This is a genomic window from uncultured Chloroflexus sp. (assembly GCF_937951745.1).
Classification (GTDB): Bacteria; Chloroflexota; Chloroflexia; order Chloroflexales; family Chloroflexaceae; genus Chloroflexus.
Genome location: NZ_CALFBQ010000010.1, coordinates 1 through 15,554 on the forward strand (window position 1 = coordinate 1; position 15,554 = coordinate 15,554).

The window sequence follows — 15,554 nt, forward strand, 5'->3', positions numbered from 1 at the left end:
GTCGTTACGACGCTTCGACAGGCCCAGCGTACCGCGCTCGTCCATGAATGGCGCGCGTTCGCCGGTTGGCACGCGATGAGGAGCGGTTGCCAAAACCCTTGGCCGGAGTGCATGTGCTGGCCAGTGCGATCCTCATACGGAAGCGGTTTATTCCCGTTACGGTCGAACGTACATAACAGGCTCTAAAAAGGAAGCGGCAAGAGGGGCGTCATCTCCCAAGGTGGCACGCACTAACGGGTAGGGAATGGGGAGAATGGCCCCTGCCTCAGCCCTCCTCCGAAGGGGGAGGGAGAAACTCCGCCTCTGGCGAGGGAAGGTTGAGAGGGGCTAAAGGGGTATTGACCGATGAGCGAAACGACAGGCAAGCAGGTAGCAAGCATAGAGCCTACTACCTGCCAAATTATCAAACCCTAAGCGCCTTGGCGCAATTACGCCGTTGCAGCCGCCTGCGCCTGCGCCACAATGCGGGCAAAGGCCTGCGGATCGCGGACAGCCAGATCAGCCAGCATCTTGCGGTCAATCACAATATTCGCCTGCTTGAGGCCATTGATAAGGCGGCTGTATGTCGTGCCGTTGAGGCGAGCAGCCGCGTTAATACGCATAATCCACAGCCGGCGGAAATCACGCTTGCGACGGCGGCGATCACGGTACGCATCGGCGAGCGCATGCATCACCGCTTCATGAGCAACCTTATAGTGGCGGCTACGCGCGCCGCGATAGCCCTTCGCCTGCTTTAACAGCTTCTTGTGGCGCTTGCGCACCATTGTGCCACGCTTAACACGAGCCATAGTTATTCTCCTTTTGGCGGATCGGTCAGGGGGTGGCAAACCGAACCCTGAACTTCATCCGCACTATACCTTAAATTACCGGTAACGTCACAGGCCAGCAAAAGCCCTGCGTGCAGCGCAGGGCCACCGTTCGCGACAGGTATGAGTGACCCGCCGCTTGCTTGCTTACTCTAGACCGTAAGGCAGCGCGACTTGCAACAGGCGGCGATTAGCCGGCGAGGTAGGCTGATCTTTGCCCCACGCGCGCTGTGATCGACTCGGACGGTTGCGCTTGTTGCCGCGAATCCCTCTCTGCTGCAAAAACTTGCCAGACGCAGTCACCTTAAAGCGCTTTTTCGCGCCCTTATGCGTCTTCATTTTTATCTTTGGCATTGAACTACTCCTTGTGCCCGATCGAGTCGGCAAACACCGACTAGTTCCGTATCACTTAGCGCCGTCGCCGGCGTTCCTGCTCGTCATCGTAATCTTCGTCTTCGTCGTCATCGTAGTCTTCGTCCTCGTCGATGAGATCATCGTCTTCGTCAATCTCATCCTCATCGACGAGGTCTTCTTCTTCGTTCGCCGGCGTAGCCACAGGAGCGGCCGGCGCTTGGGCTGACTGGTCGTTCGCAGCAGCTTGGCGCTGAGCGGCAGCCTTTTGCGCCTGCTGGGCCGCTTTCAGCACCTTCGCTGTTGGCGCCAACAACATCGAAAGGACGCGCCCTTCCATCAGCGGCTTTTGCTCAATGACGGCAATATCGCTCAGTTGCTCAGCAATCTCATCGAGCATCTTGCGCCCGATTTCCGGGTGGGCCATTTCGCGACCGCGGAAGCGCAAGTTAAACTTCACCTTATCGCCAGCCAGCAAAAAGCGCCTTGCCTGATTCGCCTTGACGGCGACATCGTGATCGTCGGTTTTCGGCATCAGCCGGATCTGCTTCAATTCTGACTGCTTCTGATTGCGGCGTGCTTCCCGCTCTTTCTTGCTCTGCTCGTAGCGGAATTTGCCATAATCGAGCAGGCGGCATACCGGCGGAACCGCATTGGGCGCGACTTCGACTAGATCGTACCCCCGCTCTTCGGCCATAGCTAGCGCCTCGCGTAAGGGGACGATGCCGACTTGGGTGCCGTTTTCATCGATCAGGCGCACTTCACGGGCGCGAATGCGATTATTGATGCGAAACCGGTCTCTGATAGCGCAACTCCTTCGTCTTTCGAGCGGTGACGACTGCCTGCCGGAAGCGGGTTGCTGGGATGAGCGTCACCGTTAAGGCGAACCTTTTTATGCAGACGACAATAAGATATCGACGTGAACCTCTGCTCACATCAAGCCTGCATTATACCAGTCTGTGTAGGGATCGTCAAACGAATAGCCCCTTAAAAGCGTCTTTCTTTCATTTCCATAATAGCAAATGAGCTGGCCTGATTGCGCCGCCTTCCGTTCTATGCTATCATAGATCTAACAATTTGCATGCCGGGGGAGCTTGGGAGAACCGAGCTGAGAGGGCACCTTTGGCTATTGCCACCGGTGCCGACCCTCTGAACCTGATCTGGGTGATGCCAGCGGAGGGAAGGGCAGTGCGCAGTCCGACGCACGGTCTGCGTATATTGTAAACTCACCGTCCTGCCGCGGCAGGGCGGTTTTTTTGTCCCTGCGCGACGCTCATCCGTTTGCTGGCGCAAGGAGGCAACGATGACTTTGAACGAACAGATCGCAGAGTTGCGGGAACGGGTGCGCCAGCAGCGCCCCCTGATTCACCACATCACCAATTTCGTAGTGATGAACGACACGGCTAATGTGACACTCCATATCGGCGGGTTGCCGGTGATGGCGCACGACCGTGAAGAGGTGGCCGAGATGGTGGCAATGGCCGGTGCGTTGGTGCTAAATGTGGGGACGTTGTCGCCTGATTGGATCGAAGCCATGCTGATCGCCGGCAAGCGGGCGAACGAGCTGGGTATCCCGATCGTGCTCGATCCGGTTGGCGCCGGGGCAACCTCGCTGCGCACGGCGAGCAATCGCCGCTTGCTTGAGGAATTGCGGGTCGCGGTGGTGCGCGGCAATTCAGGTGAAATCGGCGCGCTGGCCGGCATGGGTGGCGTGGTGAAAGGGGTTGAGGCGGTAGTTGAGGCCGATGATCCGGTGGCGGCGGCGCAGGCGCTGGCGCAACAGTATCAGACGGTGGTAGCGGTCACTGGGAAGCGCGATATTGTTACCGATGGCAGCCGGGTGTTGGCGATCGATAACGGTCACGAGTGGCTGAAGACGCTGACCGGCACTGGTTGTTCAGCGACGACCGTAATCGCGGCCTTTACGGCGGTCGAACGCGATTATGTGCTGGCTGCCGCAGCTGGCTTGGCCTGTTTTGGGCTGGCGGCTGAGCTGGCCGCCCCGCAAGCGCATGGCCCAGCCAGTTTCAAGGTGGCCTTCTACGATGCGATATACCACCTGTCGGCAGAACAGATTCGCGCTGGTGTGCGAGTGACCAGCTTGAGCGATGACCAGAGCATCGCAGTGGCGCGGTAGGGGGTGGCTGGGCGCATCGCACGATGGCGCATGCGGCAGGTTGATTGCCGCCTGTCATCCGGTGTGTTATGGAGTGCGGCAGGGTGACTGCCGTACTCCAAACAGCTCGCACTCATTGCATGATGGTGTGCGGCAGGTTGATTGCCGCCTGTTATACCGAATGTCTCATCTATGCAAACAAAAACTCACATTGACTGGAGCCTCTACGTCGTCACCGATGCTGGCTTGTCGCGGGGCCGGTCGCATCTGGCGGTGATCGAAGCGGCCATTGCTGGCGGTGCGACGGTGGTGCAGTATCGCGAAAAGGCGGCTGCTACCCGCCAGATGATTGCCGAGGCGCAGGCCTTGCGCGAACTGACCCGACGCGCTGGCGTGCCGTTGATCGTCAATGACCGGCTCGATGTGGCTTTGGCGATTGATGCCGATGGGGTGCATGTCGGCCAAAACGATATGCCGGCGGCGTTGGCCCGCCGCTTGATCGGCCCAGACAAGATCTTGGGAGTCTCGACAGCTAATCTGGCCGAAGCAATGCAGGCAGTGCAAGACGGCGCTGATTATCTGGGGGTGGGGCCGGTGTTGGCCACCCCAACCAAACCCGACGCTGCACCGCCGATCGGGATGGATGGCCTACGTGAGATTTGTCGGCACGTGCCGATACCGGTCGTCGCGATTGGCGGGATCAATGCGACGAATGCTGCCGATGCTATCGCCGCCGGCGCGCAAGGCATCGCCGTCGTGTCGGCGGTGGTCGCTGCCGAGGATGTAGCTACGGCGGCGCGACAGTTGCGCGCGCTTGTCGCTGCCGCTCGCGCCAATGCGCATAGAAAGGAGTAACTATGGCGCTGCCACGCTGTTTGACGATTGCCGGCTCTGATTCGGGTGGCGGAGCTGGTATTCAGGCCGATCTCAAGACCTTTGCTGCGCTAGGGGTGTATGGCATGAGTGCCCTCACCGCAGTGACGGCGCAGAATACGATCGGTGTGCAAGGTGTGATTGAATTGCCGGCAGCGTTTGTTGGCCAGCAGATCGATTCGGTGGTCAGCGATATTGGCGTAGATGCGGTTAAGACCGGGATGCTGGCTAATGCCGAAATCATCGCCGTGGTTGCTGAGAAAGCGCGCGCCTATCGGTGGCCCGCGCTGGTTATCGATCCGGTGATGGTCGCTAAGAGCGGCGATCCGCTTCTGCACCCAGAGGCACAGACGGCCTTGATCGAGCTGCTCTTGCCGCTGGCGACGATTGTCACTCCCAACTTGCCTGAAGCGCGTGCCTTGACCGGCATGGCGATCGAGGCAGTTGCTGAGATGGAGCAGGCGGCGCAAGTGATCTATCGTATGGGGCCGCGCTGGGTGTTGGTCAAGGGTGGCCATTTACAAGGCGATAGCATTGATGTGCTCTATGATGGGGTGCAGTACCGCTATTTCACCTCACCCCGGATCGAAACCCGCCACACGCATGGCACTGGTTGTACGTTTGCATCGGCAATTGCGGCTGGCTTGGCGAAAGGGCTTGCCGTACCCGATGCCGTTCAAGCGGCTAAGGAATATATTACCTTGGCCTTGCGCCATGCGCCGGGTTTGGGCCATGGTCACGGGCCGGTGCATCATTTTGCTGCGTGGTATGAGCAAACGTCGTTATAGCTGGTGATAAGGGTAATTCTGCCGAGGCGGCCACACTGGCTGTCTCGGCTCTTTTAGTTGACCAGTATGGTACCCTTACCACGGATGAAAGCCAACAAGTATTTGAAGAGTAAGAACAATACCTATGCGTGTGTGGAATAAAGTCATGGTCGTGAGCGGCGGCGGTAGCGGGATTGGGCGAGCTTTGATGTTGCATTTACTGGCGAAAGGGGTGCGTTTAGCGGCAGTTGATCTGAATCCGGCGTCGTTGCGCGCGACGATGCAATTGGTGCGCAGGCCAGCCGGCTTTCAACCCGCGAGCTGAACCTTACCGATCGCGCCGCCATATCTGCTTTGCCGGCGCAAGTCGTGGCTGCCCACGGCGCAGTCGATGGTCTGATCAACAACGCCGGCATCGTTCAGCCATTTGTGCGCGTGCCTGATCTTGATGAGGCGACGATTGAACGGATCATGAATGTCAATTTCTACGGCACCGTATGGATGACTAAAGCCTTTTTGCTCCACCTGCTAGCCCGGCCCGCAGCGCATATTGTGCATGTTTCGAGTATGGGCGTCTTTTGCCGGTGAGGGGACAAACCATCTACGGCGCAGCCAAAGCAGCGGTGAAGCTCTTTACTGAAGGACTGTATTCTGAACTACTGGCAACCAAAGTGCGGGTGACCGTCGTCTTTCCCGGCGCCGTCAGTACCAACATTACGGCGAATTCAGGCGTGAGCAGTTTGCCGCGCACCGATAAACAACCCGCCATCACGCCATTGCCTGTCGAGCGGGCAGCGCAGATCATCGTCGAGGGTATGGAGCGCAATCGGTTTCGAGGGCTGGTCGGCAATGATGCGACAATGATGGATCGACTCGACCGGCTCAATCCGCAGTTTGCTGGGCGCCTGCTCTTTCGCCAAATAAAGAGCTTGCTGGCGCAATAGCAGTGGTGCTAACGACGCCGCTGCTCACACCTCGCTGTCAACCGGATGCTCAGTTTGCTTGTTAAGCAGTGGGTGCCCCATCACAAACAGTCGCCGCAATGTGCGGCCTGCTGTCGGTGAATGCTGCTCGAACTGGTGGAGGAGTTGGTAGATCGTTTCACAAAGGTGGTGAAATTCTTCATCGGTAGCCCAAAAGGTATGATCACGCGCCGCAATGGATTCGAGATTGGGTTGACCGTATTCGATCAGATAGCGGGCGAGATCTTGCGCAACAATTGCGCCATAGATGCTGATATGATCGGCTAGTTTCTGAATGCCTTCTGGCTGTTTGACAATGTCTGGATCAATGCGTCCATCAATGGCAGCGAAGAAACGCTCTTCAATCCCGTTGACATGCCGGGTGGCGGCAACTTTGATAACTCCGGCGTCGAGCATCTTGTGAATGTGGCGGTAGAGCGATGGGCGTGGCACATCGGGCAGTAAACGGCTCAGTTGGTTAATCGAATAGGGGCCACTGTACAAGGTTTGGAAGATGCGCATCCGTACTGGATGGTTAATAACATCGAATTTGTGCAGAATCATCGTCGACTCCTAACGCCATCAAATCTGAGATCGTTTGTTGATTATACCACTTCTTTCGGCGCAGGTAGCAATCGGTGATGACGAGGGTTGTTCTAGACGAGGCGAGCATCGTCTCGACCGCGTGGATCAATTACTTGCTCACCCAAGCGCTATCTTTTCGTGTGTTATCAACATGACATGCGGAAATCATTTACCAGAAAGAATACGACCCTTCCCGGCTATACCTTCGCATAGCCGGGAGGCAATAGTGAGATTGTTGCGGAACGTGGAGGTGCCGGTGGCAAGCGTGTCTAACTGCGGATAATCATCGGCAGAAATGCTCGTGGGGTGAGCGGCGCGCTGCTACTAGCGAAGGGGGTGTCGGTCGACCAATGTTGCGCCGCGCCGCCAGTGCGCGGTTGCAATACGCCGGGACTTTGGTTGCCCGGCGTGCTATCGCCGATTGCTGTGCCGCTGCCTTCATCAAAGCGGTAAAGGGCCACCGTGTTAGCGTCGACGGGGTGCGGTGCCGTGGGTCGGGCAAAATCGCCAGTATAACGCACGATATTCGATATCCGCACGTCATCGAGCAGGCCGTTGTAATAGCGACTGCCCGGATAGTCATGCTTTTCGGCGCCAAATACGAGGTAGGGGTCACTGTTGGGGTACGAGGTTGGGCGATTGAGCCGATAATCAATCCGTCCGCTCGGCCCGTTTATCTGTGCGTCGAGCTGGCCGTCGACAAACAGCCGCACCTGCCCGCTATTGGCCCGGGTGACGGCAATGTGATGCCATACACCGTCGGTGACAGTGCGATTGCCCTTCAGTAATCGATCGTCGTTGCCGACACTAAAACCAACAACTAATTTACCGTCGCAAATGGCAATGCCATAATCACCGTAATCACCGTTGCCAAAGATGTCGCGGTCGATAATGATATTGCCGTAATACCATCCCTCGCAAGCCGGCGCCATATTATCGGCGGCATTGGCTTTCATCCAAAACTCTAGCGTCAGATCGCGGTCAACATTCACCGGGCGCGAACTGATACCGCTGCTGTTGATCGTTACGAGCGGGATCTTGATCCGGTCGAGATCATTGGTGCTGCTGCCGAAAAACCGAATGGAGGAGCCGCCGGCTGTGCTTGGCGTTGCGGTGGCGGACGTTGTGGCGAGAGAGCTAGGTACGGTTTGCACAAGGCTGCTAGTGGTAGTTAGGTCTGGGGTGATCGTGTCTGCCGGACCTTGGGCAAGCGTAGGTGATGGGATCGCGTTGCTTGCACTACAACCAATGAGAACGCCAATCAGAATTACGATGCCTATTAGCCGATACGAGTGCATGTTCCCCTCCTTAATGGTATGGTGTGGAATGGTCTGGACAAGGCAGTGCCGAGCCTAGCCTCCCCGCAGCATATCCGCTCAGCGCGAATGAGGTTGGGCAAAGCAGTATCGCGCTGGATAGAGATAGCGTTGCGTTCATCGGGTGGTATAGAAGTGACATACCACATCGCGAGTGCATGATCAATAGCCGGAAGGTACCGGTTACGCTGTTGCGTGCGGGTGGGCGAGCATGATCTGTGCTGCGCGCCGGCCCAATTCGACGGCGTAGTTGGTGCCGCGATCCCACGGGTAGACTTGGCTCATGCTGGCCCAGTAAAGGCCGGGCAGGGGGGTGGCAATTGGCGGGATGTTGCGACTGTGATTGACCGGCACAATCGGTTGGGCGTAGGTTTCACGGTGCAGCCAGTAAGCACGCACCCATTCGCGGCGGAAGGCGGGGTTGATCTGGCATAGCGCCGGCAAGAAGCGTTCGAGCAACGCTGCTGGCGTAAGCTGGAAATACTCGTGGTCAGGATCGAGATAGTCACCGCAGTAGATCAGGCGGTCGCCGCCGTAATATTCCGGTTCAATGAAGTTGGTGTGCTCAACCAGCGCCAAAAACGGGAATTCGTCTTTAGGCAGGTTGAGCCAATAGATGCCGTTGGTGAGCGGTTGGCGTAGAGCGATGGTCATTACCACTGCCCCCATCGAGCGCAACTGGCGCAGCTGGCCGAGGTAGCTGGCCGGCAGATGGGGCGCCAGTCGCGCCAGCAACCCCGGCGCGCCGGTAACGAGCAGCGCATCGTAATCGGTGGGAGGGTGATCGCCGGCAATCACTTGCCAACCCTTGTCAGTCTGTGTCACAGCCCTCACCGGCGTTTGCAGCCATACGCGCACTCCGCGCTGCGTGCAGGCAGCGCACAACCCATTCGCGAATGCCTGAAAGCCGCCTTGGAAATATCCCAGCTTGAAGCTGCGCGCGCGCAGCCGTGCCCACAGCCACGCCATATTGACCTCATCGGCGTGGGGGCCGAATTTGCCTTCGAGCAGTGGGTGCCAAATCACCCGCGCCACATTGTGCCCCGAATAGCGCTCAGTCCATGCGGTGGCCGTCACCTGTTCGAGCCGTTGCCAATTGCTGGTGATGAACTTGAGGTAGAAAGCGCTCATACCAAAGCGTAACCGGTCGAGGAAGGGCAAGCCGGGGAAGCGCAACACGGGCAGCACGCCATCGAGCGCATACCCGCGCCCGCGCCACCACTGCGCTGTCACCGGCGCGCGGAAAAAGAGCCGGTCACGCATTCCAATCTGGTTGGCTAGGTCGATAATCGCGTGATCGGTGGTGAAGATGTGATGGTAAAACCGTTCGAGCGGCCATTGCCACGCCGGATCGCGAAACCCGCTGGCCAAGCCGCCTACCTGCTCACCGGCTTCATAGACTGTCACCGTATGGCTGTGCCCGGCGAGGTCATACGCGGCGCTCAGACCGGCAATGCCGGCGCCAACGATCGCAATCTTCATGGCAACACCTTCTGGGGGACGGAAGCATCTTCGGTGGTGAGCGTCGTAGCCTGTTCGCGCAAAGCCGCCGCCCGATCCATATCGCGCCACGTGAGGCTTTGGCGCAGCATATACCACGCGCCGAGCAACGTCACCGGCAACCACAGCGCCACGTGCAGCACTAGCGTATAGCCAGCGGCCAGTGCATGGGCCACGCCAAACTGGGTCAAGATCGCGATGCCGGGTGCGTCGAAGGTGCCAATATACCCCGGTGTGGAAGGGATCGTTGTGAACAGATTCACTACTGCCGTCATCAGCATCAAGACCAGAAACGACACTTCAAACGGAAAAGCATGCATCACGAACCAATATTTGAGCGTTTCACCGAGCCAGATCAAGGTTGAGGTCAGCAGAATAACCAGCATTTCGCGCGGGCTGCGCAGCGATTGCAACCCCATAATAAACCGGTCAAAGAGACCGTGGATGCGCGAGCGGAGGAATGGCGGCGCAAACCGGTCAACGGCGAGGGTATACAGTTGGCTCATGCGTTGCGGTCGGGCAGCTAAAGCGACAAATGCGACCAGCGCCACAATGAATAAGGCGCTGAACCCTATCACGAGGGTGCGAAAGGCAGTGGGCAGCGGCGCAAAGGGCAGCGTGATCGCCACAAAGAGCAGCATCACCAAACCGTCAAACAACCGCTCAAGCACCACTGTCGCCAACGAGGCGCTCATCGCGATGCCGCAGTTGTGGCGTAGCACGTAGCTGCGCAATACTTCACCGGCCCGCGCCGGATAAACATTGTTACCCATGTAGCCAATCACGACAATAGGGAAGAGCGTGCGCAACGGTACCGGCGTGATATGGTTGAGCATCGACTGCCAGCGCCACGCGCGCACCCAGACGGTAGCAAAATAGACGGCGACTCCCGGAAGCAGCCACCAATAATTCGCCTCGCGCAGCGCCTCCCAGAAATGGGCTAGATCGAGGCCATAGAGGGCAATCCCAAGGAAGATCGCACTAATAATCAGCCCAAGCCATAATTTCCAATACCGCACAAAGATACCCTTATCAATATCAATGCTGTACGGGTATAGCGCTGCTGTGCCCTCAGGCTAAGCACAGCACCGCGCTGCCCTTCTCTGCATCTTACCCTTGCACTCTCAGCCTGTCAAAGCGGGAGCACGAGCAAGGCAAAAGGAAGGGGAACAAACGAGTCAACCCGCACGCCGCCGTCATCACTCTGTGCAATCAGGCCGGTAGAAGAGCCGCCGTCAAGGTTAACGGCAATCTCGATGTCAAGGTCAGCTCCGGCTAGAAAGTGCGACCATTCAGCGAGGCTAAACGTTGCGCCGGGGGCGACGATCAAGAGCACATTCCCGACCCGATCGAGGGCAATCGCACTGCGACGGGCGCGTTGGCCGTTATCGTGAGTATAAGCGGCTTTGTTGCCCGGACGCACCAGCAGTGGCCAACCCTGAATGGCCTGCGCAAAAGACGTGCCGTCGTAGGGTTGGTCAGCAAGAGACCAGAGATGGGGTACGCCGGCGTCATCAATCGCAAACATGCCGCCCTGATCGATGTAACTCTGACCAATGGCCCGTTGATCGCTGATCAACAGCGCCACCGGTTCGCCGTTCGCATCAAAAAAGCCGCCATTAATTGCGGCGATAGCGCCGTATTGCGCTGCCCAAGCGCTGAGTGTACGCGGCGCCGCAGGATCATAGCCCACCACGAAGCGCACCTTAGCCGGATCGACGCGAATTACTTGCACCGGCACGCCGGGTGTGTCTAAGCGACGCAATTCGATCCCGGCGGCCAGCGGGCGCCAGTCACCGGCAGACGCCGAGGGTGTTGCTGGCCGGGTTGGCATTAGGGTTGGCACGCCAGCCGGCACATTGTTGGGCAAGGAAGCGCCGGCGCAGGCGGTGAAGGCAAAGAGACCGGCGAATAACGCGCACAATAACCGTAGCATTACGCTCTTCCATAACGCGCCACGCCAAGCAATCGTGGCCGTGATCGCTCACCCCAACTGGTGATAGCCCGACCGGTAATACAACAGGGGTCGGCCTCCGAAGACACGCGCATCAACCACCTCACCTACGAAGATGGTGTGGTCGCCGCCGGGCAGGGCGCTGTGCAACCGGCACTCGATTTGGGCCAGCACGCCGTGCAAGAGTGGCAACCCGCGCGGCGAGAGGGTGTAGCTGTGCGGGGCAAATTTCTCGCTGTCGTGCATCGCAAAGCGGCGCGAGAGGTATTCTTGATCTTCGGCCAATATGTTCACCGCGAATTGGCCGGCAGCCGCGATCACATCGTGGCTGGTCGCCGCATGATCGACACAGATCAATACCAGTGGCGGGCGCAGCGATAACGAGGCGAATGAACTCACGGTCAAGCCGGCCAAGCGGCCTTCGTGGGCGGTTGTTACAACGGTCACCCCCGAAGCGAAATGACTCAGGGTTTGGCGAAAGAGTGATTCGTCGATCATGGTCGTCCTGCATTGCGGCGGGCCGCGATCGCGGCGTGAATCTCGGCGCCAACGGCATGTTCGGCGCGGGCTTCATCGTCGAGCAAGAGCAGTTGCGGTACCGTCGGCGATGGCCCGCCTTCACGGTTAATCGCAACCATACTGAAATAGCCGGTTGTGCAGAGGCGGCGATCGCCAATCAGGGGATGCTCAGCAAAGAGATGCACTCGCACAACCATCGAGCTGCGCCCGACATAGATCACCCGCGAAAAGGCTTCAACAATCTCGCCTTGCCCGATCGGGGTACGAAAATCGATCCGCTCGGTTGAGGCAGTAACAACCGGCAATCGGCAGAAACGTAAGGCAGCGATGGCAGCGGCTTTATCCATTAACGCCATGACATCGCCGCCGAACATAGTACCGTAACCGTTAGTTTGGTGTGGCAGGATGATTTCGGCCATTCGTTCTTCGGCAGCCGGTTTGGCCGGACGGTTTTGAATCATGATGTCGTCCATAGTCACCTGAACAGTAGGCAGATAACGGCGCTCATCTGAGCGCCGTCGTTGGCGATAGAAGCAACGTGAAACTGGTGTGATGATGCAAATCCGTTAGCCCGATATGCTTATGCGTCTTGGCGTTACTGTACTGCTATCCGCCCCACCCCTTCGAGAGCTGAGTCTCTTCGCCGGGTTTGCGTTTGGGCAGGCGATAAATGAAACGGACAATCTGGTCGGCGGCGACGAACATAATGATCAGGGCTTGGACAATCTTGATCACATCGATCGACAGGCTAGCCCGCACCTGCATCAAGCGCGCGCCGGTGAGCAAGCCGCCCCACAGCAATCCCGAAAAGATGATCCCGACCGGATTCGCGCGGGCAAGCAGGGCGACGGCAATCGCGTCGAAGCCAAGACCGGAAAAGAAATCGGCGCTGAGCGAGCCACGCACTCCGCTCACTTCAATCGCACCGGCCACTCCAGCCAACCCGCCGGCAAACGCCATTGCCAGCACGATCGTGCGCGGCACGCTGATCCCGGCGTAGCGAGCGGCGTTGGGGTTGGTGCCGGCAGTGCGCATCTCGAAGCCGAGGGTCGTGCGGTAGAGCAGCCATGCGATCACGAAGACCAGCACGATTGCCAGTGGAATGCCGAGGTGCAGGATGGTTGAGCTACCCACCTGAAAGCCGGGCAAACGGGCTGTTTCGGCGATCAGCCGCGATCGGGCGCCGGTCGTATCGGCAGGATCGCCGAGGATGTACGGCGTCTTACTGCGGATTAGCCAGTCGGTCATGCGCAATGCGATATAGTTGAGCATGATCGTATTAATCACCTCGTGGGCGCCGGTGCGTGCCTTGAGAAAGCCGGCAATCGCTGCCCATGCCGCGCCTCCGAGCGCGCCGGCGATTAGCGTAGCCGGGATGTGAAAGATAGCGGGCATTTGTAACGTAGTGCCAATCACGACCGCTGCGACAGCACCGGCGTACAGTTGCCCTTCCGCGCCGATGTTGAACAACCCGGCCTTAAAGGCGAGTGCTACCGCTAAGCCGCAGATGATAAACGGCGTTGAGCGCACCACAGTGTCGGCGATCGCGCGCGGCGAACCAAAAGCGCCTTCCCATAAGCCGATATACGCTGCTTGCCAATCGGCGCCGGTAATGCCAATGATAAATGCGCCAACGACCAGTGCGCTAAAAACGGCTAGTATTGGCACGAGGATGCCCGACCAGCGTTCCCATACTTGGCGGAGCGCCGAGGGGTGAACCCCCGCTTCAGTGGCTGCTTGCGCCATGCTCTTCTCCCTTATCGCTTGAATGTGATCGATATCTGATATATTAAATAGGCTATGAGTAGATCCCCTCTTTTGCCAAAGGTATCTTTAGTTTTTCTGATAGAACTTCCTGCGTTTATCAAGACTATGTTCAGCGCATCGCTTCCGACCTTGCAGGGGATTGCGTCGTCTCGCTGCACTCGGCTCGCAATGACATAGAACAGGGGTGTGCTTTGATGCCAGTATGTCATTGCGAGGGCGCGGAGCACCCGCAGTAATCTCCTACTCTAGCGGAAGCCGAGCCGCTCAAGGCATTGCTCCCGCCCTTGCAGGGGATGGCGTCGTCTCGCTGCGCTCGGTTCGCGATGACAGGACGGGGAGCAGGGTATTCAGCTATCTTCTGCGCAAATGTAGGCTGTACCCTCCTGTGCTTACCCCTCGATGCGGCTCGCCAGCGCATGCATTAAGCTTCCACCGGCACTGCGCGATCGATCTTCGCGCCGGCCATCAAGAGACCCAACTCTTCCCGCGAGAGTTCGCCGTTCTTGACCGTGGCCACAATCTGGCCGTGGTACATGACAGCAATCCGGTCAGCGAGCGATAAAATTTCATCAAGCTCGGCTGAGACCAGCAACACGGCCACACCCTCGTCACGCTTTTTCACAATCTGGTTGTGAATGAACTCGATCGAACCGACATCGATGCCACGGGTTGGTTGCGAGGCAATCAATAGTTTGAGCGGGCGGGTAAATTCGCGGGCGACGATCAGCTTCTGTTGGTTGCCGCCGCTCAGCGAACTGGCCGGCACGTGAATGCTCGGCGTGCGCACATCAAACTCGGTCACCAAGCGGGTGCAATGCTCGTTGATCGCCTGCTCGTCGCGCACGATCCCGCGGGCGAACGGCGGCAAGTAGTACAATTCCAGCACCGAATTATCGGTGAGCGGATACGATGTCACCAACCCGTCACGCTGGCGGTCTTCGGGAATGTGGGCCACCCCTAATTCGCTAATCTGGCGCGGGGTCGCATTGCTGACATCAACGCCGGCGATCCGCACTATGCCGGCCTCGCTGGGGCGCAGGCCGGTCAGCGCCGCAACCAACTCGGTCTGGCCGTTACCTTGCACACCGGCGATGCCGAGAATCTCGCCGGCGCGCACCTCAAGATCAACGCCTTTGACGGCCAGCAACCGGCGATCGTCACGCACTTGCAAGCCCCGCACTTCAAGCACCGGTGCGCCGGGGCGGGCCGGTTGCTTCTCAACTTTCAAAATAACCTCGCGCCCGACCATCATTGCTGCTAGACTGGCTTCAGTTGCCTGATCGGGTGTTGTTTCACCCACCACCTTGCCGCTCCGCAGCACAATGATCCGGTCGGCTACCTCTAAGACTTCGCGCAGCTTATGGGTAATAAAGATGATCGAGGTGCCTTGCATGGTCAGCGTGCGCATCACCCGCACCAGATCGTCAGCCTCTTGCGGGGTCAGCACTGCGGTCGGCTCATCGAGGATCAGAATATCGGCGTTGCGGTAGAGGGCCTTGATAATTTCAACCCGCTGCTGCGCGCCGACGTCAAGATCGGCCACGAGCGCGTTGGGGTCAACCGGCAGGCCGTACTGCTCGGAAATGGCGCGGATGCGTTCGGCAGCCTGTTTGCGGTTGAGGAAGGGGCCGTTGGTCACTTCGTTACCGAGAATGATATTCTCGGTCACGGTCATCACCGGCACGAGCTGGAAATGCTGGTGAACCATGCCGATGCCGCGCGCAATCGACTCGTGCGGATTGCTGATGCGAATGGGTTCGCCCTTGACGAAGATCTCACCTTCGTCTTGATGATACAACCCGTAAAGGATATTCATCAGGGTGGATTTGCCAGCACCGTTCTCGCCGAGCAGCGCCAACACTTCACCCTTATGCAGTTTCAGCGATACATTGTCATTAGCGACAACACCGGGAAAGCGTTTAGTGATACCGCGGGCTTCCAGCACAACCGGGCGGTCTGAGCCATTCTGCGTCACAGGCAACCTCATTGGATACGTATTGCGCAAAATAGACGGGCATTGCAATCAACTGGCGCTGCC

15 protein-coding genes, 1 pseudogene and 1 riboswitch are annotated in these 15,554 nt (G+C 58.4%); of the genes and pseudogenes, 4 read left to right on the forward strand and 12 right to left on the reverse strand.

Annotated features, from left to right (window positions below):
* Positions 1-428: 428 nt before the first annotated feature.
* The 3 genes from rplT to infC all read right to left on the reverse strand — a co-directional run bounded on the left by rplT (position 429) and on the right by infC (position 1,962).
* A complete protein-coding gene (gene rplT, locus Q1A59_RS03630) occupies positions 429-788 on the reverse strand; it encodes a 50S ribosomal protein L20 (RefSeq protein ID WP_298404696.1) in 360 nt (119 codons plus the stop codon).
* Between the two features lie 165 nt (positions 789-953).
* On the reverse strand, positions 954-1,160 hold the full coding sequence (locus Q1A59_RS03635) for a 50S ribosomal protein L35 (RefSeq protein WP_298404699.1): 207 nt from the start codon (positions 1,158-1,160) through the stop codon (positions 954-956).
* Positions 1,161-1,215: 55 nt separating this feature from the next.
* Positions 1,216-1,962 (reverse strand): translation initiation factor IF-3, encoded by a 747-nt coding sequence (gene infC / locus Q1A59_RS03640; protein ID WP_298404745.1) that lies wholly within the window; start codon positions 1,960-1,962, stop codon positions 1,216-1,218.
* Between the two features lie 273 nt (positions 1,963-2,235).
* Positions 2,236-2,356, forward strand: a riboswitch (TPP riboswitch).
* Between the two features lie 104 nt (positions 2,357-2,460).
* Between infC and thiM the strand changes: the two genes are divergently transcribed.
* The 4 genes and pseudogenes from thiM (at position 2,461) to Q1A59_RS18135 (ending at position 5,857) form a co-directional block, all read left to right on the forward strand.
* A complete protein-coding gene (gene thiM / locus Q1A59_RS03645) occupies positions 2,461-3,294 on the forward strand; it encodes a hydroxyethylthiazole kinase (RefSeq protein WP_298404704.1) in 834 nt (277 codons plus the stop codon).
* A gap of 171 nt (positions 3,295-3,465) precedes the next feature.
* Entirely contained in the window at positions 3,466-4,128 is a 663-nt protein-coding gene (thiE, locus tag Q1A59_RS03650) for a thiamine phosphate synthase (protein ID WP_298489995.1), read from the forward strand.
* Between the two features lie 2 nt (positions 4,129-4,130).
* On the forward strand, positions 4,131-4,934 hold the full coding sequence (gene thiD / locus Q1A59_RS03655; RefSeq protein ID WP_298404710.1) for a bifunctional hydroxymethylpyrimidine kinase/phosphomethylpyrimidine kinase: 804 nt from the start codon (positions 4,131-4,133) through the stop codon (positions 4,932-4,934).
* 124 nt (positions 4,935-5,058) lie between these two features.
* Positions 5,059-5,857, forward strand: a pseudogene (locus tag Q1A59_RS18135) (SDR family NAD(P)-dependent oxidoreductase).
* 24 nt (positions 5,858-5,881) lie between these two features.
* On the opposite strand, the gene Q1A59_RS03670 reads toward Q1A59_RS18135, so the two are convergent.
* The 9 genes from Q1A59_RS03670 to Q1A59_RS03710 form a co-directional block, all read right to left on the reverse strand.
* Entirely contained in the window at positions 5,882-6,439 is a 558-nt protein-coding gene (locus tag Q1A59_RS03670; protein ID WP_298404712.1) for a helix-turn-helix domain-containing protein, read from the reverse strand.
* 290 nt (positions 6,440-6,729) lie between these two features.
* The gene (locus Q1A59_RS03675) at positions 6,730-7,758 is read right to left on the reverse strand and encodes a LamG domain-containing protein (RefSeq protein WP_298489991.1); all 1,029 of its coding nucleotides are present in this window, start codon (positions 7,756-7,758) and stop codon (positions 6,730-6,732) included.
* A gap of 201 nt (positions 7,759-7,959) precedes the next feature.
* On the reverse strand, positions 7,960-9,258 hold the full coding sequence (locus Q1A59_RS03680) for an NAD(P)/FAD-dependent oxidoreductase (RefSeq protein WP_299643903.1): 1,299 nt from the start codon (positions 9,256-9,258) through the stop codon (positions 7,960-7,962).
* The gene (locus Q1A59_RS03685) at positions 9,255-10,295 is read right to left on the reverse strand and encodes a lysylphosphatidylglycerol synthase transmembrane domain-containing protein (RefSeq protein ID WP_298404720.1); all 1,041 of its coding nucleotides are present in this window, start codon (positions 10,293-10,295) and stop codon (positions 9,255-9,257) included. The genes Q1A59_RS03680 and Q1A59_RS03685 overlap by 4 nt, the downstream gene beginning before the upstream one ends.
* A gap of 113 nt (positions 10,296-10,408) precedes the next feature.
* Positions 10,409-11,212: a phosphodiester glycosidase family protein gene (locus Q1A59_RS03690; protein WP_298404723.1), complete on the reverse strand. Its 804-nt coding sequence runs from the start codon at positions 11,210-11,212 to the stop codon at positions 10,409-10,411.
* Between the two features lie 48 nt (positions 11,213-11,260).
* Entirely contained in the window at positions 11,261-11,728 is a 468-nt protein-coding gene (locus Q1A59_RS03695) for a flavin reductase family protein (protein ID WP_298404726.1), read from the reverse strand.
* Positions 11,725-12,222 carry an acyl-CoA thioesterase gene (locus tag Q1A59_RS03700; RefSeq protein ID WP_298404729.1) on the reverse strand — a complete coding sequence of 166 codons (498 nt, stop codon included), beginning with the start codon at positions 12,220-12,222 and terminating at the stop codon, positions 11,725-11,727. The genes Q1A59_RS03695 and Q1A59_RS03700 overlap by 4 nt, the downstream gene beginning before the upstream one ends.
* 133 nt (positions 12,223-12,355) lie before the next feature.
* Positions 12,356-13,495 carry an ABC transporter permease gene (locus Q1A59_RS03705; protein WP_298404732.1) on the reverse strand — a complete coding sequence of 380 codons (1,140 nt, stop codon included), beginning with the start codon at positions 13,493-13,495 and terminating at the stop codon, positions 12,356-12,358.
* Between the two features lie 442 nt (positions 13,496-13,937).
* Complete coding sequence (locus tag Q1A59_RS03710; protein WP_298404735.1) at positions 13,938-15,491, reverse strand: ABC transporter ATP-binding protein; 1,554 nt, start codon at positions 15,489-15,491, stop codon at positions 13,938-13,940.
* Positions 15,492-15,554: the final 63 nt, after the last annotated feature.